This window comes from Streptomyces sp. NPDC030820, from assembly GCF_055572075.1.
Genome location: NZ_JBVIEB010000001.1, coordinates 765,301 through 789,268 on the forward strand (window position 1 = coordinate 765,301; position 23,968 = coordinate 789,268).

Genomic DNA, 23,968 nt, shown 5'->3' on the forward strand with positions numbered 1-23,968 from the left:
GTGTCTGCCCTTCCCACCGACATCGTCTCAGCCGAGGGGCGCCGACGGCGTGATCACCGACGGATTCACGGCCACCGGGAGCGCCGTACGACGATCAGAGCACCGGCAGCCGCGAACAGCAGCACCGTCGAGTGCTCAGCGACCTTCCACTGCCGGGGCGGAACCCGGCAACGGCCGCCCCGCGGACTCGGACATCCGCCACACCGCGAATCCGCCCACCACAGCCGCGGCCATCATGTAATACGCGGGCATCATCATGTTCCCCGTCGCCCCGATCAGCGCGGTCACGACCAGCGGAGTCGTTCCGCCGAACAGGGACACGGACACGTTGAACCCGATGGACAGCGACCCGTACCGCACCCGCGTCGGGAAGAGAGCGGGCAGCGCGGCCGGCATGGCCGCGGTGAAGCACACCAGGAGCAGACCCAGCGCACCCATACCCAGCCCCACCGCCGGCAGACTGCCCTCGCGGATCAGCAGCAGGGCCGGGATGGACAGGAACAGGAAGCCCGCGCAGCCCGCCGCGATCACCGGACGCCGGCCGACCCGGTCGGTCAGCGCGCCCGCGAACGGCTGCACGATCATCATCAGGGCCATCACGCCCAGCACGACCAGCAGCCCGTGCGTCTCGTCGTACTTCAGCTCGCTGGTGAGGTAGCTCGGCATGTACGACAGCAGCATGTAGTCGGTGACGTTGAAGACCAGCACCAGACCCATGCACAGCAGCAGCGCCTTCCACTGGCCCGCGATCATCTCGCGCAGCGGCACCTTCGGCCGGGCGGCCTCCGCCTTCTCCACCTCCGCCGCGAACGCCGGGGTCTCCTCAAGACGCATCCGCAGATACAGGCCGATGATGCCCATCGGGCCCGCGATCAGGAACGGGATCCGCCAGCCCCACGCCACCAGGTCGTGCGAGGACAGCAGCGCGGTCATCAGCGTGACCAGACCCGCGCCGCCGATATAGCCCGCCAGCGTGCCGAACTCCAGCCAGCTGCCGAAGAAGCCGCGCTTCTTGTCGGGGGCGTACTCGGCGATGAAGGTCGACGCGCCGGCGTACTCGCCACCGGTGGAGAAGCCCTGCACCAGCCGGGCGGCCAGCAGAAGCAGCGGCGCGCCCACGCCGATCGAGGCGTACGACGGGATCAGACCGATCGCGAACGTGCCCGCCGCCATCATGATCATCGTGAGGGCGAGGACCTTCTGGCGGCCCACGCGGTCGCCCAGCGGACCGAAGACCATGCCACCGAGCGGCCGGACCAGAAAGGCCGCCGCGAAGGCGCCGAAGGTCGACAGCAGCTGCGCGGTCGGGTTGCCGGAGGGGAAGAAGACCTTGCCCAGGGTGACCGCGATGTAGCTGTAGACACCGAAGTCGAACCACTCCATCGCGTTGCCGAGCGCGGCCGCCTTCACGGCGCGCTTGACGAGCGCGGGGTCGGTGACGGTGACGTCACGGGCCGTGCCGGCCCGCCGGGTCTTCAGGAGGGACGGGGAGACTGCTGTGGCGGTCGCCAAAACGGGGCTCGCCTACCTTTCGACGGGGACAGGGACGCGGTCCGTACGGCGACACTGCCGGGAACGGGCCGAAAACCGACCATAGAAGGCCCTGGTCCCCTTACGCGCTGTACCCATTTAGCTGCCCTGTGCAGCTAAAAGGCGCGTATGCAGGTACGTCTGCCCGCTACCGATCAGGCATTCCGGTCCCGCGCTGTGATCCTTCTCGCGCCCCGGCCGGGGAACCGGCCATGCCGACGACTATCGTCATCCGGACAAAAGGAGAAAGGACGTCAGGTGAAGCGCAGGTTTCCTGCGTCCTTCTCCGGGGGCCGGGACCCTCATAGGGTTCTCGGAGCAGCCCGGCGTGACCGGCGCCGGGACCGAACGGGGCGGGAGGCCGACGAGGCGTGGCGAACGTGGAGCACAGCGGGCGACCGGCGGACACCTTCGGCAGGGCACCGGCGGAAGCGCGGCTGCTCGCGGCCCGGCTCGCCCTGTGGGCGGTGGCCGCGATCCTCGCGGTACGGCAGCTGACCGTCGTCCTCACCACGCCGAGCGGCGAGCGGCTGACCGACCTGGAGACCTGGGTCGGCCCACACGGCGTCCTGCATGTGAAGGGCTCGATCTACGACTCGACCCGCTTCACCGGCACCCCCTTCGGCGGCCTCGTCCTCAGACCCCTCACCCGTTCCGCGCAGGCCGCCCTCGGCTGGGGCTGGACCTTCGGCACCCTGCTGCTCGTCGTCGCCCTCGGCCTGGTGGCCGCCCGCGCGCTGCCCCAGCCGATCGGCCGCCGCACCTCCCTGCTGGCCGCGCCGGTCGCGATCAGCCTGCTCATGCTGTCGCTGCCGGTCCGCAACGCCCTGTGGCTCGGCCAGACCAGCATCATCCCGGTCCTGCTCGTCCTGCTCGGCTGCTTCACCGTACGCAGCGAACGGGAGAGCGGCCTGTGCATAGGCCTGGCATCCGCTCTGCAACCGACCATGCTGCTCTTCGCCCCGCTGCTGTGGTTCACCGGCCGCCGCCGGGCCACCGCCGCCACGGCCGGCACCTTCGCCGCCTGCACCGCGCTCGCCTGGGCTGCGCTGCCGCACGACTCGTACACGTACTGGGTGCACCACATGGCCGGGACGGGCCTGGGCGGCAAGGCCGACGCCCTCGGCAACCAGTCCCTGCACGGCGCCCTGCTCCGCCTGGGCCTGAGCGGCCCGCTGGAGATCACCCTCTTCCTGGTGCTGAGCGCCGCCGTCACCGCCCTCGCCCTGCGCCGCGCCGTCCACTACGCGCACGACGGCCAGCTGCTGCTCGCCGTGGCCGTCATCGGCTGCGCCGTCGTCGCCGTCTCTCCCACCGCCTGGCAGCACCAGTTGCTGTGGGTGCTGCTCGCGATGGTCGGCCGGGTCGGCAGCCGGGCCTCCGACCGGTACGTCTGGCCGGTCGCGATGGTCCTGGTGACCACCCTGCCGGCGAAGATGCTGCTGCCGAACATGGCGGTGATGTACCCGCTCCGCGACAACCTCGTCCTGCTCGCGGCACTGGCCGCCGCCACGGCCGTACCGTTCCTGTCCCGGACGTCCCCCCACTACCAGCGGCCGATCCCGGCGGAGTACGCGCCACCGGTAGCGCCCCGCTTCCGCCAGGTCCCCCTGGTGCCCTTCCTGCGCCGAGTCCTCACCCGCCCCAACCTGTTGCTGGAACTGCTGCTGATCCGGGTCGTGTACGCGGCCTACCAGCAGGTACGCCTGGCAGCGACCGGCGGCACCATCTCGGGGGGCCGGGCCAGGGCCGAGCACCACGGCCACATCGTGCTCGACATCGAGCGTTTCCTGCACATCGACATCGAGCACTGGGCCAACCACGCCGTCGTGAAGATCGACTGGCTGCGGAGCTTCTTCGACTTCTACTACGAGTCCTTCCACTTCGTAGTCCCCCTGACGGTCCTGGCCGTCCTCTACTGGCGCCGCCCCGTCGACTACCGCTGGGCGCGCGCCTCCCTCGGCTTCGCCACCTTCCTCGCGCTGATCGGCTTCTGGCTCTTCCCGCTGGCGCCGCCGCGTCTGATGCCCGGGCTCGGCATGATCGACACCGTCCACGGCGTCCAGGACTTCTCCAAACCGGATTACGGCACCCTGACCGCGCTCACCAACCAGTACGCGGCGATGCCGTCGCTGCACTTCGGCTGGGCCCTGTGGTGCGGAGTGGTCATCGCGATCATCGCCCCGAGGTGGTGGATGAAGGCGCTGGGCCTCCTGCACCCCCTGTTCACCGTCTCGGCCATCGTCGCGACCGGCAACCACTGGGTGCTCGACGCGGTGGGCGGCGCGGTGGTGGTCGGCGCCGGCTTCGGGCTGTCGTACGTCTTCCAGGGCCCGAGGGCGAGGACGGTCACGTCGGCTGCGGGCGCCGCCCAGGAGGCACGGAAGGTGACCGTCGGCAGCACGTGACCGTTGGGCCGCTCGCTTCCCGGCGATTGTCGGGCCGCCTCCGCGAGGTGCGTCAAGGGCGCATTCGCGTCGCCTTCGGCGATGGCCCTCCGGGCCACCCTTGACCCACCTCACTCCACCCCCGGGAAAGAAGCGAGCGAGCGGCCCAACGGTCACGTCTGAGTCAGCGGCGGGGAAACACCCTCGGTCCCTCGGTCCCGCACTCGAACCAGACCGTCTTTCCGTCGCCGCCAGCCGCTGACACCCCCCACTTGTCGACCACGGCATCGAGCAGAGCCAGACCCCGGCCGCCCTCCGAGTCGTGGTCGACTTTGCTTGCCCGGCACGGGAGTTGGGCGAAACCGTCGGTCACCTCGGCCCGTACACCCGCCGCCAGCCGCGCGAGCAGTACGGTGCAGCGGCGGTCCGGTACGTGCCGTACGACGTTGGTGACCAGCTCGCTGACGCCCAGCTCCACGGCGAAGACCAGCTCCGTCAGCTCCCACTCGTGCAGCAGCGAGCGGACGATACGGCGGATGTGTCGCACCGAGTGCTCGCCGGCGGTGAGCTGCATGCGGTACTGGGGAGTGTGGGGAATGTTGAGGTTCACAGGACGAGGCTGACCTCGGATCACTACGCTCGGCTACAGGTTGAACACAACGGGTCCGAGAGGGGACTTGGCATGGTGAACATCAACACCCTCGACCCGAGCGCCTCACCGCTCGACTACTACGGCTTCGAGTTGCGTCGCTTCCGAGAGGCGGCGGGACTCACGCAGAAGCAGCTCGGGGACATCATCAACTACACCGGGTCGATGGTCGGCCAGGTGGAGACGGCCCGGAAGCTGCCGACGCTCGACTTCAGCCAGCGGGCGGACGCGGCGCTGTGCACGGGCGGGTTACTGACTCGGCTCCACCCGCTGGTGATGCGGAGTCAACTTCCGGCTTGGTTTCAGCAGGTGGCTGAGCTGGAGGTTCGGGCCGTTGAGATCTGCTCCTTCCAGACGCACATGATCCTCGGTCTGCTCCAGACTCCGGCTTACGCCCGTGCGGTGCTCGGAGCGGTGGACCGAAGCGACCTCGACGACCGGACTGCGGTCCGGCTGGCGCGGCAGAGCGTATTCGAGAAGGAGGAGCCGCCGGCCTTCTGGGCGGTCCTGAGCGAGGCTGCGCTGTACTTGGAGATCGGCGGAAGGGAGACCATGCGCGGCCAATTGGCCCACCTGTTGACCTTGGAGGACACCCCCTTGATCAACGTCCAGGTGCTGCCTTTCTCCGCTGGCGCGCACGCAGGTACGCAAGGCTCGTTCGACCTCTATCGCTTCGCGAGCGATCCGGCCATCGTCTATACCGAGGGGTACGGCAGCGGGCATCCGACCGCGAACCCGGACACCGTCAAGGACTGTTCGCTCCGTTACGATCATCTCCAGGCCGCCGCACTCTCCCTCAAGGACTCGGCGGAGCTGATCCGGCGCGTAATGGAGGACCGCTATGGAGAGCAAGTGGCGTAAGTCCAGCTACAGCGGAGACCAGGGCGGCCAGTGCCTTGAGGTCGCCGAACTGCCCGACGAGAGTGTCGCCATCCGCGACTCCAAGACCCCGGCGGGACCGATCCTCACCCTCGACCCCGCCGCATTCACCACCTTCGTGAACTGGGCCTCTACAACCGCTGAATGATCGTCCCCGTAGCCAGCCCACCGCCCGCGCACATAGTCACCAGCGCGAACTCCTTGTCCGCGCGCTCCAGTTCGTGCAGGGCGGTGGTGATCAGGCGGGCGCCTGTCGCCCCCACCGGGTGACCCAAGGCAATCGCACCGCCATTCACGTTGACCTTGTCCAGGTCCTGTTCGAAGACCTGGGCCCAGCTCAACACGACTGACGCGAACGCCTCGTTGATCTCGACCAGGTCGATGTCCTTCAGGGACATCCCCGCCTTGCCCAGCACCGCGCGCGTCGCGTCGATCGGGCCGTCGAGATGGAAGTGCGGGTTGGCGCCCACCAGCGCCTGTGCGACGATCCTCGCCCTCGGCTTGAGCTTCAGCGCGCGAGCCATCCGCTTCGACGCCCACATGATGGCCGCCGCACCGTCCGAGATCTGCGACGAGTTGCCCGCCGTATGGACGGCCGTCGGCATCACCGGCTTCAACCTCGCCAGCGCCTCCATGGACGTGTCGCGCAGGCCCTCGTCCTTGTCCACGAGCCGCCACATGCCCTGACCGGCGTACTGCTCCTCCTCGGTGGTCGGGACCTGGACCGCGAACGTCTCACGCTTGAAGCGTTCCTCCGCCCAGGCCAGCGCCGCCCGCTCCTGCGACCGCACGCCCAGCGCGTCCACGTCCTCCCGCGTCAGCCCCCGGTGACGGGCGATGCGCTCGGCCGCCTCGAACTGGTTCGGCAGGTCCACGTTCCACTCGTCCGGGAACGGCTTGCCGGGACCATGCTTCGAACCCGACCCCAGCGGGACCCGGCTCATCGCCTCGACGCCGCAGCTGATCCCGACGTCGATCACGCCCCCGGCGACCATGTTGGCCACCATGTGCGAGGCCTGCTGGGAGGAGCCGCACTGGCAGTCGACCGTCGTCGCCGCCGTCTCATACGGCAGTCCCATGGTCAGCCAGGCCGTGCGCGCGGGGTTCATGGACTGTTCGCCGGCGTGGGTGACCGTGCCGCCGACGATCTGCTCGACCGCGTCGGCGGGGATGGCGGTGCGGCCGAGGAGTTCACGGTAGGTCTCGCCCAGGAGATAGGCGGGGTGCAGATTGGCGAGCGCGCCGCCGCGCTTGCCGATCGGGGTGCGGACGGCTTCGACGATCACGGGTTCGGCGGCCATGGGTGCGGGTCCTCTCCGAGAGGGCTCTCCTCCAGAACTAGTACGCGTTCTAGTTCTGCCCAGCAGTCTGCTGACGTGATGTCCATCACCGCAAGAGTCTTGCAGGTGTCGAAGTCGCGATCTGCACGAATTCCGCATGGATTGGGGCTGCCGCACCTCTTGCGACTTGTAGAACCCGTTACTACCTTCACCGCACCCGCTGATGGGCCGTCAGGACGGATTCAGACCAGAACCGACTCGGAACGGACTCAGACCGGACGACGGGAGTCGCCGATGCACTGCCCCGCGCTGCCCGACGGGTTCGACTTCACCGACCCCGACCTGCTCCACCACCGTGTGCCCCTCCCGGAGTTCGCCGAGCTGCGTCGCACCGAGCCGGTCCGCTGGATCCGGCAGCCGCACGGCCTCGCGGGCTTCGCCGACGACGGCTACTGGGCCGTGACCCGGCACGCGGACGTCAAGTACGTCTCCACGCACCCGGAGCTCTTCTCCTCCACCGTCAACACCGCGATCATCCGCTTCAACGAGCACATCGAGCGCGACGCGATCGACGCGCAGCGGCTGATCCTGCTCAACATGGATCCTCCGGAACATACGCGGGTGCGGCAGATCGTGCAGCGCGGCTTCACGCCACGTTCCATCCGAGCCCTGGAGGACCGGCTCCGGGCGCGTGCCGAGGCGATCGTCGCGAGTGCCCGCGCCCGTTCCGGACCCTTCGACTTCGTCACCGAGGTCGCCTGTGAACTGCCCCTGCAGGCCATCGCCGAGTTGATCGGCGTACCCCAGGAGGACCGGTCCAAGATCTTCGACTGGTCCAACAAGATGATCGCCTACGACGATCCCGAGTACGCCATCACTGAGGAGGTCGGCGCCCAGTCGGCCACTGAGATCATCGCCTACGCCATGAACATGGCCGCCGAGCGGAAGAAGTGCCCCGCCCAGGACATCGTCACGACGCTCGTCGCCGCGGAGGACGAAGGCAACCTGAACTCCGACGAGTTCGGCTTCTTCGTGCTGATGCTGGCGGTGGCCGGGAACGAGACCACCCGCAACGCCATCACCCACGGGATGCACGCGTTCCTGACCCATCCCGAGCAGTGGGAGCTGTTCAAGCGGGAGCGGCCGGACACGACGGCCGAGGAGATCGTGCGCTGGGCGACGCCGGTCAACGCCTTCCAGCGGACGGCCACCCAGGACACGGAGCTGGGCGGGGTGCAGATCAAGAAGGGGGACCGGGTCGGGCTGTTCTACGCCTCCGCCAACCACGACCCCGAGGTCTTCACCGACCCCGACGCCTTCGACATCACCCGCGACCCCAACCCCCACCTCGGCTTCGGCGGTGGCGGACCCCACTACTGCCTGGGCAAGTCCCTGGCGATCCTGGAGATCGACCTGATCTTCAGCGCGATCGCCGACGCGATGCCCGGCCTGCGGTCCGCCGACGAGCCCCGGCGGCTGCGCTCGGCCTGGATCAACGGGGTCAAGGAACTCCAGGTCACCACCGGTTGACCCGTGCGGGTCGGCCCACCCCGAGGGAGGCAGGAGCACCCCTACCCCAACGCCCCGTTCCTGCCTCCCCCGGGGTCGGCAGGGTCTCCCCCTCGCCGGACTACTCCCGGCCGGACGCCACCACCGCCAGCACGCCCGACGCCACCGCCGCGAGCAGCAGCGGAAGGGCGAGACCCTGGTGCAGGACCAGCCACGCGCCCAGGCAGGCGCCGACGAGCATGGCGATCACCGAGGCCGTACGGCGCGGTGAGCGGTGGCCGGTGGCGTCACCGAGGCGGGACTCGGAGGCCAGACCGGTCAGGGTCATGGTCAGCACGGTGGTGGTGAGGTCGGCGATGCCCAGTTTGCGGACCGTCGCGTTGCGCAGGCCCATCGCGTACCCCGTGAGGGCGATCAGGGCGTAGACCGTGCCGGTGGCGTGCGGCCAGGCGAAGGCGACCGCCGCCGACAGGGTGACCAGGACCGCTTCGGCCGTCAGGGTGAGGCGGGTCCAGGTACGGCGTGACCCCTTGCCGACGCGGGCCGCCAGCCGGCCGCCGGTCACCGCGCCCAGCAGGAAACACCCCAGCGAGGTCGCCGTGTGCGGCACGGAGAAGCCGGGTGCGCCGGCCGCCGCGAAGCCGAGGACGACCACGTTGCCGGTCATGTTGGCGGTGAAGACCCGGCCGAGCCCCAGATAGCTGACGGCGTCGATCAGACCGCTCACCACGGTCAGGGTCAGCAGCACGGTCACCAGCCGGAGCCCGCGCGCCTCCGGGTCGTACGTCTCTTGCGCCGATGCTTCTTCCGCTGCGCTCACCGCCCCAGTTGACCACGCGGGGGCGAGGGAAACGCCGAAGGCGGCGGCCCGGGGATCGGGGGCCGCCGCCTTCAGCGGCTTTTCGGCGCGCTGCCGTTGGCTCAGTACCAGCCGTTGGCCTGCCAGAAGTTCCAGGCCTTCACGGGGCTGCCGTAGCGGGACTTCATGTAGTCCAGGCCCCACTTGATCTGGGTGGCCGGGTTGGTCTTCCAGTCGGAACCGGCGGAGGCCATCTTGGACCCCGGCAGGGCCTGGACCAGGCCGTAGGCGCCGGAGGAGCTGTTGGTGGCCGACGGGTTCCAACCGCTCTCATGGGAGACGATCTTGCTGAACGCGTTGAACTGCGCGGCGTCCGGGATCATCTTGTGCGCGATCGCCTGGGCGGAGGAGGCCGAGGTCGGGGCGGCCTGGGCGGGCGCCGCGGACAGTGCCATGCCGGCGGTGGCGGCGGCCACGGCGGCAACGGTGAGGGCCTTCTTCGGGGAAGCGATGCGGCGGATGAAGGAGACGGACACGGAGTACCTCTTGCGTCGGGGACAGGGGATCGCCCGCATGGGACGGGCCACGCGATGTGGCCGCATGCGTCGGCGCCTCGGCCCGGTGGGCTTGTGGCGCCTGGCGACGTCGTCCAGAGAAGCAGCCCGGAAAGCCGTCCGCAATGACCCCTTTTACTAGTTGTGGCCGGATAGATGGGAAACGTCGAGTCTGTGGCGTGGGTCTCAATGTGCAGGTCAGCGGGGGTGCACTAAGGGACGTAACGGACATTCGGGACTACGGCCCCGGGTCGTAGGTGACCTGCGTCATGTGGGGTGCTTCACCGTCTCGCTTGCGCTGTGTGAAGGGCCGGATCCGTCACGTGAGCGTTCCGGGCCGTCGAATGTGACCCCGGTCTCGAAGGCGGCCCGCCGAGTGGCCCGGCGCAGCGCGCGCAGCACGGCCGGTCCGAGGGCGAGGGTCAGCACCACCGTGCACAGGGCCCGGCCCAGGTCCCAGCCGAGCGAGGTGGCCAGGCAGTAGGCCACGAAACGGGCCAGGTTCGCGGGGACGGAGGCATGGGCGTCGAAGGAGATGTCCGAGGCGGCGGCTCCCATGAACGGCCAGCCGGCCAGGTTCATGACGGTGCCGTAGGCGAAGGCGGCGAGAAAGCCGTATACCGCGAGGAGCAGCAGTTCGGTCCGGCCGCGCAGCCGGACCGGGCCCGGGAGCAGCCCCGCGCCCATCGTGAACCACCCCATCGACAGCATCTGGAACGGCAGCCACGGTCCGACCCCACCCGTGAGCAGGGCGGACGCGAACATCGTCACCGAGCCCAGGGTGAAGCCGAAGCCGGGGCCCAGCACCCGGCCGCTGAGCACCATCAGGAAGAACATCGGCTCGATCCCCGCCGTACCCGCCCCGATCGGCCGCAGCGCGGCCCCCGTCGCGGCCAGCACGCCCAGCATGGCCACGGCCTTGGGCCCGAGATCCGACTCCGAGATCGTCGCCGCCACGACCGCGACCAGGAGGATGAGGAGTCCCGCGAAGAGCCAGGGCGCATCCTGGGCGTGGGCGCTCAGCTGCGAGGCGGGCGGAGCGAGGAACGGCCAGCCGAAGGCGACCACACCGACCGCGCTGACCAGGGCGAGTGCGGCGAGCGAGCGGGGGCCGAGACGGATGGCGTGGAGGCGTGGGGCACTCATGCGAGGGCCTCTCGTACCTGGGCCACCGTGAGCCACTGCTGCGGGGCGAGGATCTTCGTCACCTGCGGGGCGAAGGACGGCGAGGAGACGACGATGTGCGCGGTCGGCCCGTCGGCTATGACCTCCCCCTCGGCGAGCAGCACCACCCGGTGCGCGATCTCGGCCGCCAGCTCCACGTCATGCGTGGCCAGCACGATCGCATGCCCCTCGGTGGCGAGGCCGCGCAGTACGGTCACCAGCCGGGCCTTGGCCGCGTAGTCCAGGCCGCGGGTCGGCTCGTCCAGCAGCAGCAGTGGCGGCCGGGCGGTCAGCACGACGGCCAGGGCGAGCGCCAGGCACTGCCCCTCGGACAGGTCGCGGGGGTGGGTGCCGTCCGTGATCCCCGGCAACAGCTCGGCCACGAGGGCCCGGCAGGTCCCGGGCTCGGCGCCGGCGTCCCGGTCGGCCGCGGCGCACTCGTCGGCGACCGTGTCGGCGTAGAGCAGATCCCGCGGTTCCTGCGGGACCAGGCCGACGCGGCGTACGAGGTCGGGGGGTGCGGTGCGGTGGGGTTCGACTCCGCCGACCCGGACGTTTCCGGCGCTGGGCGCCACCAGGCCGACGAGGGAGCCGAGGAGGGTGGACTTTCCGGCGCCGTTGCGGCCCATGAGGGCGATGGTCTCGCCGGGGGTGACGGTGAGGTCGATGTGTCGGAGGGCGTCGATGCGGGCGCGGCGGACGGAGAGGGAGCGGACCTCCGCGATGAGCGGTTGCCGGGGCTCTGGGGCGGGGCTCGGGCGGCGACGGAACCGGAGACGGCGCCCTGAGCCGGTGCCGGCCGGGGGTGGGGTCGCGCCGCGAAGGGGCGCGGGGTACTGGGCGACCAGCCCGGACGCACCCGCAGCCGCAGTGCCACGAGTACCCGCGGCGGCGGACGCGGCCAGGCGTTCTCGTAGGGGACCGGCTTGGCGGCGGGCGTCTCGGACGGTCAGGGGGAGGGGGGACCAACCCGCCAGGCGGCCCAGGGCGACCACGGGGGGATGGACCGGGGACACCGCCATCACCTCGGCCGGGGTGCCGACGAGCGGGGATTCGCCGGGGCCGGGCAGCAGGACCATGCGGTCGGCGTAGTGGATCACGCGTTCCAGGCGGTGTTCGGCCATCAGGATCGTCGTGCCGAGGTCGTGCACCAGGCGCTGGAGCACCGCCAGGACCTCCTCCGCCGCGGCCGGGTCCAGGGCCGAGGTCGGCTCGTCCAGGACCAGTACCTGCGGGTGCGGGGTGAGGACCGAGCCGATCGCGACCCGCTGCCGCTGCCCACCGGAGAGGGTGGCGATCGGGCGGTCGCGCAGTCCGGCCAGCCCCAGCAGGTCGAGGGTCTCCTCGACCCGGCGCCGCATGACCTCCGGGGCGAGACCCAACGACTCCATGCCGTAGGCGAGTTCGTCCTCCACGGTGTCGGTCACGAAGTGGGCGAGCGGATCCTGGCCCACCGTGCCGACCACGTCGGCCAGTTCACGCGGCTTGTGGGTACGGGTGTCCCGGCCCGCCACCGTGACGCGACCGCGCAGGGTGCCGCCGGTGAAGTGCGGCACGAGACCGCTCACCGCGCCGAGCACGGTCGACTTGCCGACCCCGGACGGGCCGACGAGCAGCACGAGTTCACCCTCCGGCACCTCGAAGTCGACGCCTTGGACGGAAGGTTCGGCCGCACCGTCGTACGTCACGCTGACCTCCTCGAAGCGGATCACGACGGCTCCTTGGGGACGACGAAGGCGGGGAGGAGGGCGAGGAGGACCGCCGCGGCGGGCCACAGGGGGAGGGTCGGGGCGACGAGGGGGACGACGCCCGGGTGCAGCGCCTCCGGGTCGCGGGCGGCGGCCAGGCCGAGCAGCGCGGCGACCGCGGCGCCGGAGCCGGTGACCAGCCAGGCGCGTACGTCCCACGGGTCCGGGCGGTACCGGGTGCGCGGCGAACGCCTGCCGCCCAGGCGCAGCCCCGCGAGGGCGGCGACGACACCGGCGAGGACGAGCGGGATGCCGTAGGTGCCGCCCTCCGCGGTGAGCAGCCCGTACGTCCCCGCGCACACGCCGAGCAGGCCGCCGAGGGTGAGCGCGGACGTCGTACGGCGGATGCGGGCGGGGACCTCGACGGTACGGCCGTAGCCGCGGGCCTCCATCGCGGCGGCGAGCGCGACCGAGCGCTCCAACGCGCCCTCCAGCACCGGCAGTCCGACCTGGAGCAGGCCCCGCAGGCCCCGGTCCGGGCGGCCGCGCAGCCGGCGGGCGGCACGCAGGCGCTGGACGTCGGCGATGAGGTGCGGGGCGAAGGTGAGCGCGACGACGACGGCGACGCCGGTCTCGTACAGGGCGCCGGGGAGGGACTTGAGGAGGCGGGTGGGGCTCGCGAGGGCGTTCGCCGCGCCGACGCAGATCAGGAGGGTGGCGAGCTTGAGCCCGTCGTAGACGGCGAAGACGAGCGCCTCCGCCGTGACCTTTCCGCCCAGGCGGATGCCCTGCGCCCAGTGGGGGAGGGGGACTTCGGGGAGCGTGAGGAGGGTGTGGGTGCCGGGGATGGGGGAGCCCAGCGCTACGGCGAAGAGGAGACGGATGAGGAGGACGGCGAGGGCGAGCTTGGCGAAGGCGGTGTAGGCGTGGGCGGTGGGGGTGCTGGTGTTGCCGCGGTGCGTTGCCACGACGTAGGCGGAGGCGGAGATGAGGAGGGCGAGGAGGAGGGGGTTGGTGGTGCGGGTGGCGGCGGTACCGAGGCTCAACGCCCAGAGCCACCAGGCACCGGGGTGGACAGCGGCGCGAGACGTGTCGATATGCGGCTCCGCCCCGTGGGCGCGACCAGCCCCCACCGGCCCGCAGTCAGACGGAGTCATCGCGTCGCCGTCGGAACTGCCACACCGCCGCGCCTCCCAGGAGGACGACCGCCCCCACGCCGATCGGCAACCCCAGGGAAGGCCCGCTGTCCGAACTGCCGCTCTTCGCCGGGGCCTTCTTGCCCGAGGACGCCGAAACCTGTTCCCCGCACCCCTTCTTCGGATACCCGGCGATCGCGCACAGCAGGGCGTTGGTGTCGTAGCGCAGGGGCGGGGCGACGGCCGCCAGGGCGTCCGCGGTCGTCGCGTCGGCCGGGACCCGCGCGCACGCCGTGCGACGGGCCGGCGGCAGCTCGCCGGACGGCGCGTCCGCGGGGGTGCCGAAGTCGAGGACGAGGGCCACCCGCTTCGTACCGGACTTGGCGGGTGTGCCGGAACAGATCGTGCCGAAGTCCGCCGCCCCGCGCGGCCGGCTCGCGTCCGCCGAGTCCGCGCTCACCGCGAAGCGGAAGCCCTGCACGGCGCCGTCGTCGGGACGGGCGGTGGACGGGCCCTGCGTGGCATACGTCCAGCGTCCGCCGGACCGCTCCCAGAAGGACCAGTAGCGGTAACCGGTGGCGTGTGCCTGACCCGCCCCGGCCAGCAGGACGAGCGCGGCGCACAGCAGGCTCGCGGCGCGGCGGACGGCCCTCACGGCTGCCGCTTCTTCCGGCCGCTGAGCAGGAAGCCGATGCCGATGCCCGCGACGAGGCAGACGCCGACGAACCACCAGGTGCCGAAGCCCGAGCCGCTGTCGGACTTCTCGGCCTTCTTGGTGTTGTGTGCGGCGGAGTCCATGGCCGGGGCCGGGCCGAGCTCGTTGAGGGACCGGACGAGGCTGGTGCCGCCGAAGTCACCGGGCTGCGCGCCGACCGCGTGCGCGGCGAGGATCAGCTGGGCGTACGCTGCCGGACCGCTCTGCACCGCCCAGTGCCCGGCGTTCTTCTCCAGCCAGCCGTACGCCTTCTTGGCCTGCTCGGTCCGGCCGTCCGCGGCGAGGGCGACGACCGTGTCCACCGTGTTCCCGAAGTCCGGCTGGTCCTTGCCGCCGGGGAGGGCGGACTGCAGGTGCCCGGTCTTGCCGACGGCCGCGGCGAGATAGGCGCCGGCGTTGTCGGCGACCTGCGCCGGACGGGCGGCCTTGGCGCACGCGTCCTGCGCGGGCACCTTGCCGGCCGTCGCCACGAACCCCTTGCCGAGGGCGCCGAGCACCCCGGCCGCCGTGGCGTCCGCGTTGGCGGCGAGTTTGCCCTTCTTGTCCGGCTGGAAGGCGAGGGCGCCGCCGCCGTCCTGGTCGCAGGGGAGGGACATGGCGGCGAGGAGGTCGTAGGGGGACCTGCCCGCCTTGCTGACGCTCGCCGGATCCGTACCCACCGCCGCGAGCGCGCCGATGACGACGGAGGTGGAGTTGGTGTCACTGGCCCCGCCCGGCGAATAGCCCCAGCCGCCGTCCTTGTTCTGCACGGACTTCAGCCAGGCCACCGCCTTGGCGACGGCCTCGTCGTGCCCGCCGACCGCCTTCAGGGCCTGGACCGCGGCGGCCGTGCTGTTGGTGTCCACCATGACCTTGCCGTCGCAGGCCTTGGCGGGGGCGGCGCGGAACGCGGCGAAGGCGCCGCTCGCGCACTGCTGACCGGCGAGCCAGTCCACGGCCTTCGCCGCCGGCCGGTAGCCGAGGGTCCGCTGGGCGATGAGCGTCAGCGACTGGCGCCACACGCCGTCGTAGGTCGGGTCGGACGTGCCGTACAGCCCGGACGGGATCGCGATCTTCGGAGAGGGGGACGGGGACTGGCCGGCGGCCGTGGCGGGTGCGGCGGCGGCCAGCACGCCTATGGCGGCGAGAGCCGCGGCACTGCGGCGGACGTTCATGGTCGGCGACTGCCTCTCCTGCGGGGAGCCGGGCAGCGCACGGGAGACACCCCGGGCGGCTCGGCTCCGTAAACCTCGACGGTGCCGTGCGCGGCGGACCGCCGACGCACGCGGGCCGGTCAACGTCCCGCGCGGGGCATTCCGGCTCACTGCCTCACGGCGGCTCACGGATGGGGGTGCCCCCGGCTCGAGCGAAGCCGAGAGTTGGGGGAGGGTCAGCGCCGGAATTGCACCGGCTTCCCCCCGTACGGGTGTGATGACGACCCCGCCACTTTACCGGCAGCCCTGAGCGGCCTGAGGGGTGGCTGTGGGCACAGGGGCGCGGTGACCAGGGTCACGGTCGGCGACCGGGAACGGACGGCCTCACCTGATCTTCGGGGTCTCGGTGCCGAAAGGCAGGTGCAGGATGCGGGAGGCGATCAGCCAGTTGTCGTCGATCCGGCGGAAGGTGTCCTCGTAGTGGCCCACCTGGACGGGCGGACCGGAGGCGATGGGGCCGCCCGGCTCGTATCCGTCGACGCGGTACGTCGTGAAGTACGCGGTGGAGGTCGCCGCGCGCGGACCGGTCACCGTGACCAGCACGTTGGACATGATGCGGCGGGAGAGCCGGTCGGCGGGGCGGGATCCGAAGTAGGCTCGCAGGGCCTCGCGGCCCTGGATGCGGCGCCCGTCTCCGGGTGGCGGCCATTCCCAGACGCCGTCCTCGGTGAACAGATCGGCCACGGAAGCCGGTTCACCGAGGTCGAGGCGGTGGACGAAGTCGACGATCGCGCGCTCGCAGGCGCGCTCGGCGAAAAGCCGCTTCATGGGGTCCATAGGGCTGTGTAGCAGGGGCGCCCCACGGCAGGCGAACGATTTACACCGCCACGTAAGCCACCGGCTCGCTCCCCGCCACCGGCTCCGCCCGGCCCTGCTTGACCAGGCGGCGCAGATGGGACTCGGCCTCCGAGACGGCGATGTTCCGGGAGCCGTAGGGGATCTCGGCCCAGGGGCGGTTCCACTCCATGCGCTCCGCCAGCTGCCAGGGCGTGAGCGGCTCGGCGAGCAGGGCGAGCAGGCCGGCCAGCCGCTCCTCGTGGTGCGCGAGCAACTCCCTTACCCGGCCCGGCGCGTCGGTGAAGGCGTGCTGGTGTGCGGGGAGGACCTCGGCGGGGGCGAGGCGGCCGATCCGCTCCAGGGAGTCGAGGTAGTCGCCGAGGGGGTCGGTGACGGTCGCGTCGTCGGGGTCCTCGTACAGGCCGATGTGCGGGGTGATCCGGGGGAGGAGGTGGTCACCGCTGAACAGCCGCCCGTCGCCCGGAAGTTGACGGTCTGGGTGGTCCTCCTCCAGATGCAGGCAGACGTGGCCCGGTGTGTGGCCGGGGGTCCAGATCGCGCGCAGTCTGCGGCCGGGCAGGTCGAGGAGCTCGCCGGGGACGATCTCCCGGTCGGGGAGGGCGGGGGAGAGGCCGGGCAGGGTGCGGGGGTTACGGGGTGCGCGGAGCGGCACCAGGTGTTCCTCGGGCGCGCCGGCCGCCGCGAGCTTGGCGCTCATGTAGCTGAACCAGCGCTCCGGCCGGGCCTCCCGGGTGCGCCGTACGACCGCGGCGTCGGCGGCGTGCATCGCCACCCAGGCACCGGAGGCCTCGCGCACCCTGGCCGACAGGCCGTGGTGGTCCGGGTGGTGGTGCGTGATGACGACGCCGTACACCTCCGCCACCGCCGTACCGCACGCGGCCAGTCCCGCCACGAGTGTGTCCCAGGACGCCGGATCGTCCCACCCGGTGTCGACCAGCACCGGGCCGCGGTCGGTGGCCACGACGTAGACCAGCGTGTGACCGAGGGGGTTGTCCGGGATGGGCACGGCCACGGACCGTACGCCCCCGCCGTGCTCGAACGTCTTCACCATCGGCCTTCCACCCCTCACCCCTCCACCCGCCGGCCCACGGCCATGCCCACCGCAACTACCAACGGGAACTGATGGTACGTCAGATGACTCCAAGCGCCCCCACGGGGAGTCCGCGGTTCACGTGATCGCGTAACTGTGATTCATCTGCCGAGGTTCCGTGAACGGCTCGTGAACATGGTCACGTTGCCTTCGTTTCCGGCACCGCATTAGCGTCGCACTCGACCACTTATTTTTGCTTTACGTCTGTGCGCACGGGGGGCTGCAGATGTTATTTCGTCATGCCGTCACCCGTGCCTGGAAAGGAATTCGGGTGACTCCTCGTATGCGCAGGATGCTCCCCGTCGCGGGGGTTGCTGTCTTTCTGGCGATCGCGGGCATGCCGATGCTCGCGTCCGCCGACCCGCAGCCGACAGGGGGAACTGCCGGGGCCACACCGCCGTCCGCGGTGGAGGACTTCGCCTACCCGAACGCAGATCAGATCCAGCGGGACCAGGGCATCAAGCTGATCAAGGGCGACGGGCACATCACCCTCGCCAAGTGCGACGACTCCGCCCAGCAGATCAAGGTCCTCACCGTGCAGGGCCAAAGCGGCAATCCACAGGGCGCGTACTGCTTCAAGGCGAGCGCCAAGAGCGGCTACCTCTCCCTCGAACTCCCGCGGGTGTTCGCCCTGGAGACCGCCGACCACCCCATCAGCGCGGATCTCAGGCCGCAGGCCGACCCCACCGCGCCGGTGAAGACCGTGAGCGTGGACAAGAACGGCTACCAGAGCGTGGGCGAGGGCGCGGCCGGTGGTGCGCCGGCCGTGCTGCTGGAACTGCGGGTCACCGGCTGACCGGCCCCGCCTTCCGCTGCCTCTCCCACCCTTTCTCGCACGACAGCAAGGAACTTTCATGTCTGGGTTTCGTCCGCGCGCCGCGTGGACCGGTGGCCTGATGGCCGCCACCTCGCTGGCCGCCGCTGCTCTGACGGCCGCACCCGCCACCGCCGTGTCCGGCCCGACCGCTTCTGCCACGGTCTCGGCCGCCACCGCCCGCCTCGATGTCGGCGGCCAGCGCGGCTGTTCGGCCACCCTGGTCGCCCCGCAGTGGCTGCTGACCGCCGCGAGCTGCTTCACCGACACCCCGGGCGGCACGCTCGCGTCCGGCGCGCCGAAGCTGAAGACGACCGCCACGATCGGCGGCAGCGCCCAGCAGGTGGTGAACCTGGTGCCGCGCGCGGACCGTGACGTGGTGATGGCCCAACTGGCCAAGCCGGTCAGCGGTATCACCCCCGTCCCGGTGGCCGGCGCAGCGCCTGCCGCCGGGGACGAGGTCCAGGCCGCCGGGTTCGGACGTACCCACGAGGAGTGGGTGCCCGACCAGGTCCACGCGGCCGCGTTCACCGTCCAGAACACCGCCGCCACCACCCTCGAACTGGCCGGCAAGTCCGACGGTGCGGCCATCTGCAAGGGCGACACCGGCGGCCCGGTGCTGAGCACCACCGGCGGCCGTACCGCGATTGTCGGTGTCAGCAGCCTGTCCTGGCAGGGCGGTTGCCTCGGCAGCGACCCGGCGGAGACGCGCACGGGGGCGGTGGCCGCCCGGGCCGACGACCTGTCCTCCTGGGTCCAGCAGGTCGCCTACGCCCCCGTCTTCGCGGCCGCCCCGTGGAAGCACGCCGTGCAGATCACGGCCGGCTACTACGCGGGCGACTCCGCGGGCGGCACCCGGCACACGGACCTGATCGTCGTCTGGGACGACGGCGAGGTCACCCTCTACCAGGGTGGCTACGGCAACGACCCCGCCCGCCCCTTCGCCGCGGAACACCAGTTGCAGCCCGGGAAGAGCATCTGGACCCACGCCGTCGACGTGACCGGTGTCAACACCGGCGGCGGCACCGACGGAGTCGTGGTGCGCTGGACCGACGGCGAGATGACCCTCTACACCACGGTCGATGCCAAGGGCTTCCACGGCGAGAAGCAGCTCGCTCCGCCGAACACCGCCGAATGGAAGGACGACGCCCGGCAGCTGACCGGCGGCCGCTTCACCGCCAACGGCCTGCGCGACGACCTGCTGGTGACCTGGAAGGACGGCCACGTCTCCGTCTTCGGCGACCTGGCGGTCAACGGGCTGAAGAAGCAGACCCAGACCGTCGCCAAGAACAACACGTGGCCCTACGCCGAGAAACTCGCCTCCGGCTCCTTCACCGGCAAGAGCACCGATGACCTGCTGGTGCGCTGGGTCGACGGCGAGACCACGATCTATCCCGGGATGACCGGCAAGGCCCTGCCCGGCGAGATCAAGATCCGGCCCGCCAAGTCGTACTGGGTCAACGCGGCCGCGATCACCGTCGGCGCCTTCAGCACCAACACCACCGCCAACGACATCCTCGTCCGCTGGAACGACGGCCACGTCAGCTACTTCACCGGCGTCGACGCCAAGGGCCTCCACGACGAGATCCAGCTCGCACCGGCCAACTGACGCCTCCTCACCTCACCGAACGACGGACGAACGACGGACGATACGAGAGACAGTTGAAAACAGGGAAACCCGCGGGCATCGCGGTGAGAAGGGTCGCGTATGCGACACGGATGCTCTGTCTGTGTCTGCTGCCGCTTGCGCTCATAGTCGGTCTGCTCGGGAACGCTGCCTCCCGCGCTGTGGCCGACGGCGCCCCGACCGGTGGCGGCAGTGCTGCCACCGATGAGGTGACCGACCGTTCCAAGGCGCTCGGCCTGTGGTCGACGGGCGGCCCCGAGGTGCGGGCCGCCGCGGAAACCGCGCTGACCGGCAGTGAAGACGACGTACGGCACTTCCTCGACACGGCGAACGATGCCACGTTCCAGGACGAACGCGTCGCCGTGGCCCAGCTCGCCAGCGTGGGCGGGCTGAACCTGCAGCAGGCCGCCCGTAAGGCGCTGGACGGAACCCAGGACGACCTCGAGGTCTTCCTGGACGAGGGCTGGCAGGATCCGCTGTTCCAGGATCAGCGGGTCAAGGTCGCGCAGATCATCGATGCGGGTGGCCCGGAGGTCAGGAAGGCCGGGCAGGCCGCGCTGAACGGGACGCCGGACGACATCAGGGCGTTCTTGTCCACCGGTCAGTACGACCGGCGGGCACAGGACGAGCGGGTCGAGGTCGCGCAGATCATCAGCGCGGGCGGCTCCAACGTCGCGGCGGCCGGCCGGATCGCGTTGAACGGTTCGGCGGACGACATCCATGAGTTCCTGGAGGTCGGCCAGTACGTGGCGCGCGCCCGTGACCAGGAGCACGCCACCATCGCGCAGCTGGCGGCGCAGGCCACGAAGGCCGGCAGCAAGGCGGCGGCGCAGACCAAGGCGGCCAAGGACGCCTCCGCGCGCGCCGTGACGGCGGCGAAGCTGGCCAAGGAGGCCGCGCAGAAGGCGGCGGCCGAGACCCAGGCGGCCAGGAACGACTCCCTGCACGCCGCTTCGGCGGCCGGCCGGGCGGCTTTTGCCGCGAAGCAGGCCGCGGAGGCTGCGCAGGAGGCGATCGACGCCGCGGCCGCCGCCAACAACAGTGCGCGGCTGGCGGCCAGCGCCGCCGAGCAGGCCGCTTCGGCGGCGGTGGGTGCCGCGCAGGCCGCATCCCGTGCCCAGAGCGCCGCCGCGGACGCGGCCACGGACGCGAGCAAGGCCTCCGCGGCGCGCAAGGCGGCCGACGACGCCCGCACCGCGGCCAAGGGAGCACGGCTGGCGGCGGACGCCGCCAAGCAGGCCGGCAACGCCGCAACCGATGCGGGCAACGCGGCGAAGGCCGCCGCCGATGCCGGCACCAACGCCGACGCCGCCGCGGATGCGGCCGATGAGGCCAACACCTACGCCACCCAGGCCGGCGTCCACTCCTCCGAGGCCGGTGCCGAGGCCGCGGCCGCTCACCGGCACGCGCAGGAGGCCAACCGCGCCGCCAACGCCGCAGCAGCGCTTGCCGCGGAGTCGGCCAGTGCGGCCGACGACGCGCAGGACGCGGCCAACGCGGCGGCCACCCATGCGGACAACGCCGCGAAGGACGCCGATGACGCGGCCAAGCACGCCGGCGAGGCTGCCACCGCCGCAGCCCAGTCGGCGGCGCACGCCAAGGCCGCCCAGGAGGCGGCCGACGCCGCCACCGCGGCCGTCGCCAAGGCCCAGAAGACCCACCAGACCGCCGTCAAGATCGAGACGGAGCAGCTGACCGAGCGCACCAACGCCGGTATCGCGCAGGCCAAGGACCTCAAGGCCCAGCAGGATCAGCAGGCAGCCGCCGATGCCGCAGCCGCCCAGCAGGTCAAGGACACCGACGACCAGGCCAGGAGCCTGGCGGCGCAGGCCGCCCAGCCCGGAGCCGACCCCAAGACCATTGCTCCGGCCGGCCGCAAGGTCGCGCTGGCCACGATGCAGACCGCGGGGCCCTGGAGCCGGGGCGCCGCCGAACAGGCCCTGACCGGCACCGACCAGGACGTCGTCGACTACCTCACCACCCGCCGCACCCAGGCCGCCCACCAGGACGACCGCTACCGCGTGCAGACCCTTGCCCAGGAAAGCTCCCTGGCCTCGGTCCGCGCCGCGGCCGAGGAAGCCCTCAAGGGCAGCGACGACCAGGTCTCGGCGTTCCTGTCCACCGGGCAGTACGAGGCCGGGGCGCAGGACTTCCGGGTGAACATCGCCCAGATCATCAACGCCGGCGGACCGGTGGTGCAGCAGACCGGCCGGGCCGCACTGGACTCGGGCGACCCCCAGAAATACCGGCAGTTCCTCACCACCGGCCAGTACCAGGCCCGCACCCAGGACGAACGCGTCCGCGCCGCCCAGCTCGCCGACCCCAAGAGCAGCGGCAGCGGCCCGGACGTGAAGTCCGCCGCCCGGATCGCTCTTGAGGGGCCCGACGACCTGCTGGACCAGTTCATCCAGGTCGGCCAGTACAAGGCCCAGCGCCAGGACTTCCTCGGCGCCACCCACACCGCGCAGATCGCCCAGCTGATCGCGGACGCCGCCGGGATCGCGGCCACCGCCCAGCAGAACGCCGCCGACGCCCACAAGGCCGCCGCCAACGCGGCCAGGGCCAAGGACCAGGCAGCCGACTGGGCGAAGAAGGCCGACGCATCCGCCAAGCGGGCCAAGGGCTACGCCGACCAGGCCGCCAAGTCCGCCAAGGACGCCCAGGCCTCCGCCGACCAGGCGGCCGCATCCGCCCACACCGCCGCCAAGGCCGCCGCCTCCGCGAACCAGGCCGCAAGCGACGCGGCCACCTCCGCCGTCGACGCCGCCGGCTCCGCCCAGTGGGCCCAGGCATCCGCCACCGCCGCCTACAGCGCCGGAGCGCGGGCCCGCGCCTCCGAAATCGCGGCCGGCAAGGACTCCAAGGCCGCCGACCAAGCCTTCAAGGACGCCTTCCAGGCGGCCGTGGAGAAGAAGGAAGCCGAACGCAAGGCCGCCGAGAAGGACACCGGAGCCCAGGCCGAAGCACGCTACCGGTGCGGCATGCTCGGCTGCGACGCCGTGGAACGCCCGGCCCGCTACTGCCAGCACAACGAGGTGCTGTGCGACCTCGCCTCCATGGGCCCCGGTGCCGAGGTCGCGGCCGAAGAGCTGTGGACCGTGGAGAAGGACCTCCTCGGCCTCGGACAACTGGAGGACTGCAAGGGCGGCGACGTCATCGCCTGCACCCAACTCGCGGAAGACGTCACTCTCAGGTCCAAGTTCAAGCTCCTCGAACGAGGGCTGGAAGCGCTTCAGGACCTGCGCCGCCTCCGTTACCTGAAGGAGTGTGCGCAGTGCTTCCCGGCCGGCACCAAGGTCCTCATGGCCAACGCCGGCACCAAGGACATCGAAACCGTCCACCCGGGTGACGCCGTCCTGGCCACCGACCCGGTCACCGGCCGCACCGAACCCCGCAAGGTCAGCCGTCTCATCATCACCGACGGCGACAAGCACTTCGACGAACTCACCATCGCCACCCCCGAGGGCCCACGGAAACTTACCGCCACCTACGAACACCCCTTCTGGAGCCCCTCAGCACACCAGTGGGTCAAGGCCCGCGACCTCACCCCCGGCAGCACCCTCCTCAGCACCCACCGGACCACCGTCCGCGTCCAGGCCAACCAGCCCTTCGACCAGCACACCCGCACCTACAACCTCACCGTCGACGACCTCCACACGTACTATGTGCTGGTCGGCACGACGCCGATCCTCGTTCACAACTGTGACGTAAAGATTCCCGATGTCGCGCTCGGGACTTCCGATCACGGTCTTGAGGACTGGGCGAACGACAACGGCTACACGCATTTCATGGGCCATTCCATGGAGGACGCTTTGGCCGCCGTTCGCGATGTGTTGAACGAACATCCCGAGGCACACATACATGTACGCCTTGATGGCTTCAAGTTGTCGGGAGGCAAGGCCGGTGGAACCCCCGCCGAACTCTTCGACGACGCAGTCAAGGAAGGCCAGGGGAACTACTGGTATACCACGCAGAAGGAGATGGCATACCTGGAACGGGCCTACCGCGTAGGTGAGCTGCCCCGGAACAGGCTCACCTTCTACCTGGGAGGAAAAGATGTCACCGACGAAGTCTTTTCGGGATCCAAATACCTAGGGGGTTCTTGAAATGCCTTCTGCCCGATGGGAACGCAGATTTCGGGTGTGGCACTACTCGG

General features: G+C 71.0%; 19 protein-coding genes. 7 read left to right on the forward strand and 12 right to left on the reverse strand.

The genetic code is table 11. From position 1 onward, the window contains the following. Positions 1-135: 135 nt before the first annotated feature. Positions 136-1,512, reverse strand: a complete 1,377-nt coding sequence (gene proP / locus ACZ418_RS03460) for a glycine betaine/L-proline transporter ProP (RefSeq protein WP_468356220.1) — start codon at positions 1,510-1,512, stop codon at positions 136-138. Between the two features lie 389 nt (positions 1,513-1,901). Between proP and ACZ418_RS03465 the strand changes: the two genes are divergently transcribed. Next, a complete protein-coding gene (locus tag ACZ418_RS03465) occupies positions 1,902-3,938 on the forward strand; it encodes a bifunctional glycosyltransferase 87/phosphatase PAP2 family protein (protein ID WP_468356223.1) in 2,037 nt (678 codons plus the stop codon). A 163-nt stretch (positions 3,939-4,101) separates the two neighbouring features. Here ACZ418_RS03465 and ACZ418_RS03470 read toward each other — a convergent pair whose 3' ends face one another. Beyond that, positions 4,102-4,491 (reverse strand): ATP-binding protein, encoded by a 390-nt coding sequence (locus ACZ418_RS03470; protein WP_468356881.1) that lies wholly within the window; start codon positions 4,489-4,491, stop codon positions 4,102-4,104. 108 nt (positions 4,492-4,599) lie between these two features. Here ACZ418_RS03470 and ACZ418_RS03475 point away from each other — a divergent pair, with 108 nt between their 5' ends. Beyond that, positions 4,600-5,427, forward strand: a complete 828-nt coding sequence (locus ACZ418_RS03475) for a helix-turn-helix domain-containing protein (protein WP_468356226.1) — start codon at positions 4,600-4,602, stop codon at positions 5,425-5,427. Beyond that, positions 5,408-5,593 carry a DUF397 domain-containing protein gene (locus ACZ418_RS03480; RefSeq protein WP_468356229.1) on the forward strand — a complete coding sequence of 62 codons (186 nt, stop codon included), beginning with the start codon at positions 5,408-5,410 and terminating at the stop codon, positions 5,591-5,593. Before ACZ418_RS03475 ends, ACZ418_RS03480 begins: the two co-directional genes overlap by 20 nt. On the opposite strand, the gene ACZ418_RS03485 is transcribed toward ACZ418_RS03480, so the two are convergent. Continuing rightward, the gene (locus tag ACZ418_RS03485; protein WP_468356232.1) at positions 5,577-6,746 is read right to left on the reverse strand and encodes a steroid 3-ketoacyl-CoA thiolase; all 1,170 of its coding nucleotides are present in this window, start codon (positions 6,744-6,746) and stop codon (positions 5,577-5,579) included. The genes ACZ418_RS03480 and ACZ418_RS03485 overlap by 17 nt on opposite strands. Before the next feature lie 273 nt (positions 6,747-7,019). Between ACZ418_RS03485 and ACZ418_RS03490 the strand changes: the two genes are divergently transcribed. After that, positions 7,020-8,255: a cytochrome P450 gene (locus ACZ418_RS03490; protein WP_468356235.1), complete on the forward strand. Its 1,236-nt coding sequence runs from the start codon at positions 7,020-7,022 to the stop codon at positions 8,253-8,255. Positions 8,256-8,355: 100 nt separating this feature from the next. Here ACZ418_RS03490 and ACZ418_RS03495 read toward each other — a convergent pair whose 3' ends face one another. The 9 genes from ACZ418_RS03495 to ACZ418_RS03535 form a co-directional block, all read right to left on the reverse strand. Beyond that, on the reverse strand, positions 8,356-9,054 hold the full coding sequence (locus ACZ418_RS03495; RefSeq protein WP_468356238.1) for a YoaK family protein: 699 nt from the start codon (positions 9,052-9,054) through the stop codon (positions 8,356-8,358). Positions 9,055-9,155: 101 nt separating this feature from the next. Further along, positions 9,156-9,569, reverse strand: coding sequence for an aggregation-promoting factor C-terminal-like domain-containing protein (locus tag ACZ418_RS03500; protein WP_365721371.1), 414 nt, complete (start codon positions 9,567-9,569; stop codon positions 9,156-9,158). A gap of 285 nt (positions 9,570-9,854) precedes the next feature. Further along, entirely contained in the window at positions 9,855-10,733 is an 879-nt protein-coding gene (locus ACZ418_RS03505; RefSeq protein ID WP_468356242.1) for an ECF transporter S component, read from the reverse strand. After that, positions 10,730-12,463: an ABC transporter ATP-binding protein gene (locus ACZ418_RS03510; RefSeq protein ID WP_468356245.1), complete on the reverse strand. Its 1,734-nt coding sequence runs from the start codon at positions 12,461-12,463 to the stop codon at positions 10,730-10,732. The genes ACZ418_RS03505 and ACZ418_RS03510 overlap by 4 nt, the downstream gene beginning before the upstream one ends. Further along, entirely contained in the window at positions 12,460-13,596 is a 1,137-nt protein-coding gene (locus ACZ418_RS03515) for an energy-coupling factor transporter transmembrane component T (RefSeq protein WP_468356248.1), read from the reverse strand. Before ACZ418_RS03515 ends, ACZ418_RS03510 begins: the two co-directional genes overlap by 4 nt. Then, positions 13,583-14,230 (reverse strand): SCO2322 family protein, encoded by a 648-nt coding sequence (locus ACZ418_RS03520; protein ID WP_468356251.1) that lies wholly within the window; start codon positions 14,228-14,230, stop codon positions 13,583-13,585. Before ACZ418_RS03520 ends, ACZ418_RS03515 begins: the two co-directional genes overlap by 14 nt. Beyond that, complete coding sequence (locus tag ACZ418_RS03525) at positions 14,227-15,444, reverse strand: prenyltransferase/squalene oxidase repeat-containing protein (RefSeq protein WP_468356254.1); 1,218 nt, start codon at positions 15,442-15,444, stop codon at positions 14,227-14,229. Before ACZ418_RS03525 ends, ACZ418_RS03520 begins: the two co-directional genes overlap by 4 nt. 363 nt (positions 15,445-15,807) lie before the next feature. Further along, positions 15,808-16,260, reverse strand: a complete 453-nt coding sequence (locus tag ACZ418_RS03530; RefSeq protein ID WP_468356257.1) for a nuclear transport factor 2 family protein — start codon at positions 16,258-16,260, stop codon at positions 15,808-15,810. A 40-nt stretch (positions 16,261-16,300) separates the two neighbouring features. Further along, positions 16,301-17,332 carry an MBL fold metallo-hydrolase gene (locus tag ACZ418_RS03535; protein ID WP_468356260.1) on the reverse strand — a complete coding sequence of 344 codons (1,032 nt, stop codon included), beginning with the start codon at positions 17,330-17,332 and terminating at the stop codon, positions 16,301-16,303. A 310-nt stretch (positions 17,333-17,642) separates the two neighbouring features. On the opposite strand from ACZ418_RS03535, the gene ACZ418_RS03540 reads away from it, so the two are divergent. From ACZ418_RS03540 to ACZ418_RS03550, 3 genes are all read left to right on the forward strand, one after another. Next, positions 17,643-18,167, forward strand: a complete 525-nt coding sequence (locus tag ACZ418_RS03540) for a hypothetical protein (RefSeq protein WP_468356263.1) — start codon at positions 17,643-17,645, stop codon at positions 18,165-18,167. A gap of 58 nt (positions 18,168-18,225) precedes the next feature. Continuing rightward, positions 18,226-19,794, forward strand: coding sequence for a trypsin-like serine protease (locus ACZ418_RS03545; protein WP_468356266.1), 1,569 nt, complete (start codon positions 18,226-18,228; stop codon positions 19,792-19,794). Positions 19,795-20,021: 227 nt separating this feature from the next. Continuing rightward, positions 20,022-23,918 (forward strand): polymorphic toxin-type HINT domain-containing protein, encoded by a 3,897-nt coding sequence (locus ACZ418_RS03550; protein ID WP_468356269.1) that lies wholly within the window; start codon positions 20,022-20,024, stop codon positions 23,916-23,918. Positions 23,919-23,968 lie beyond the last annotated feature (50 nt).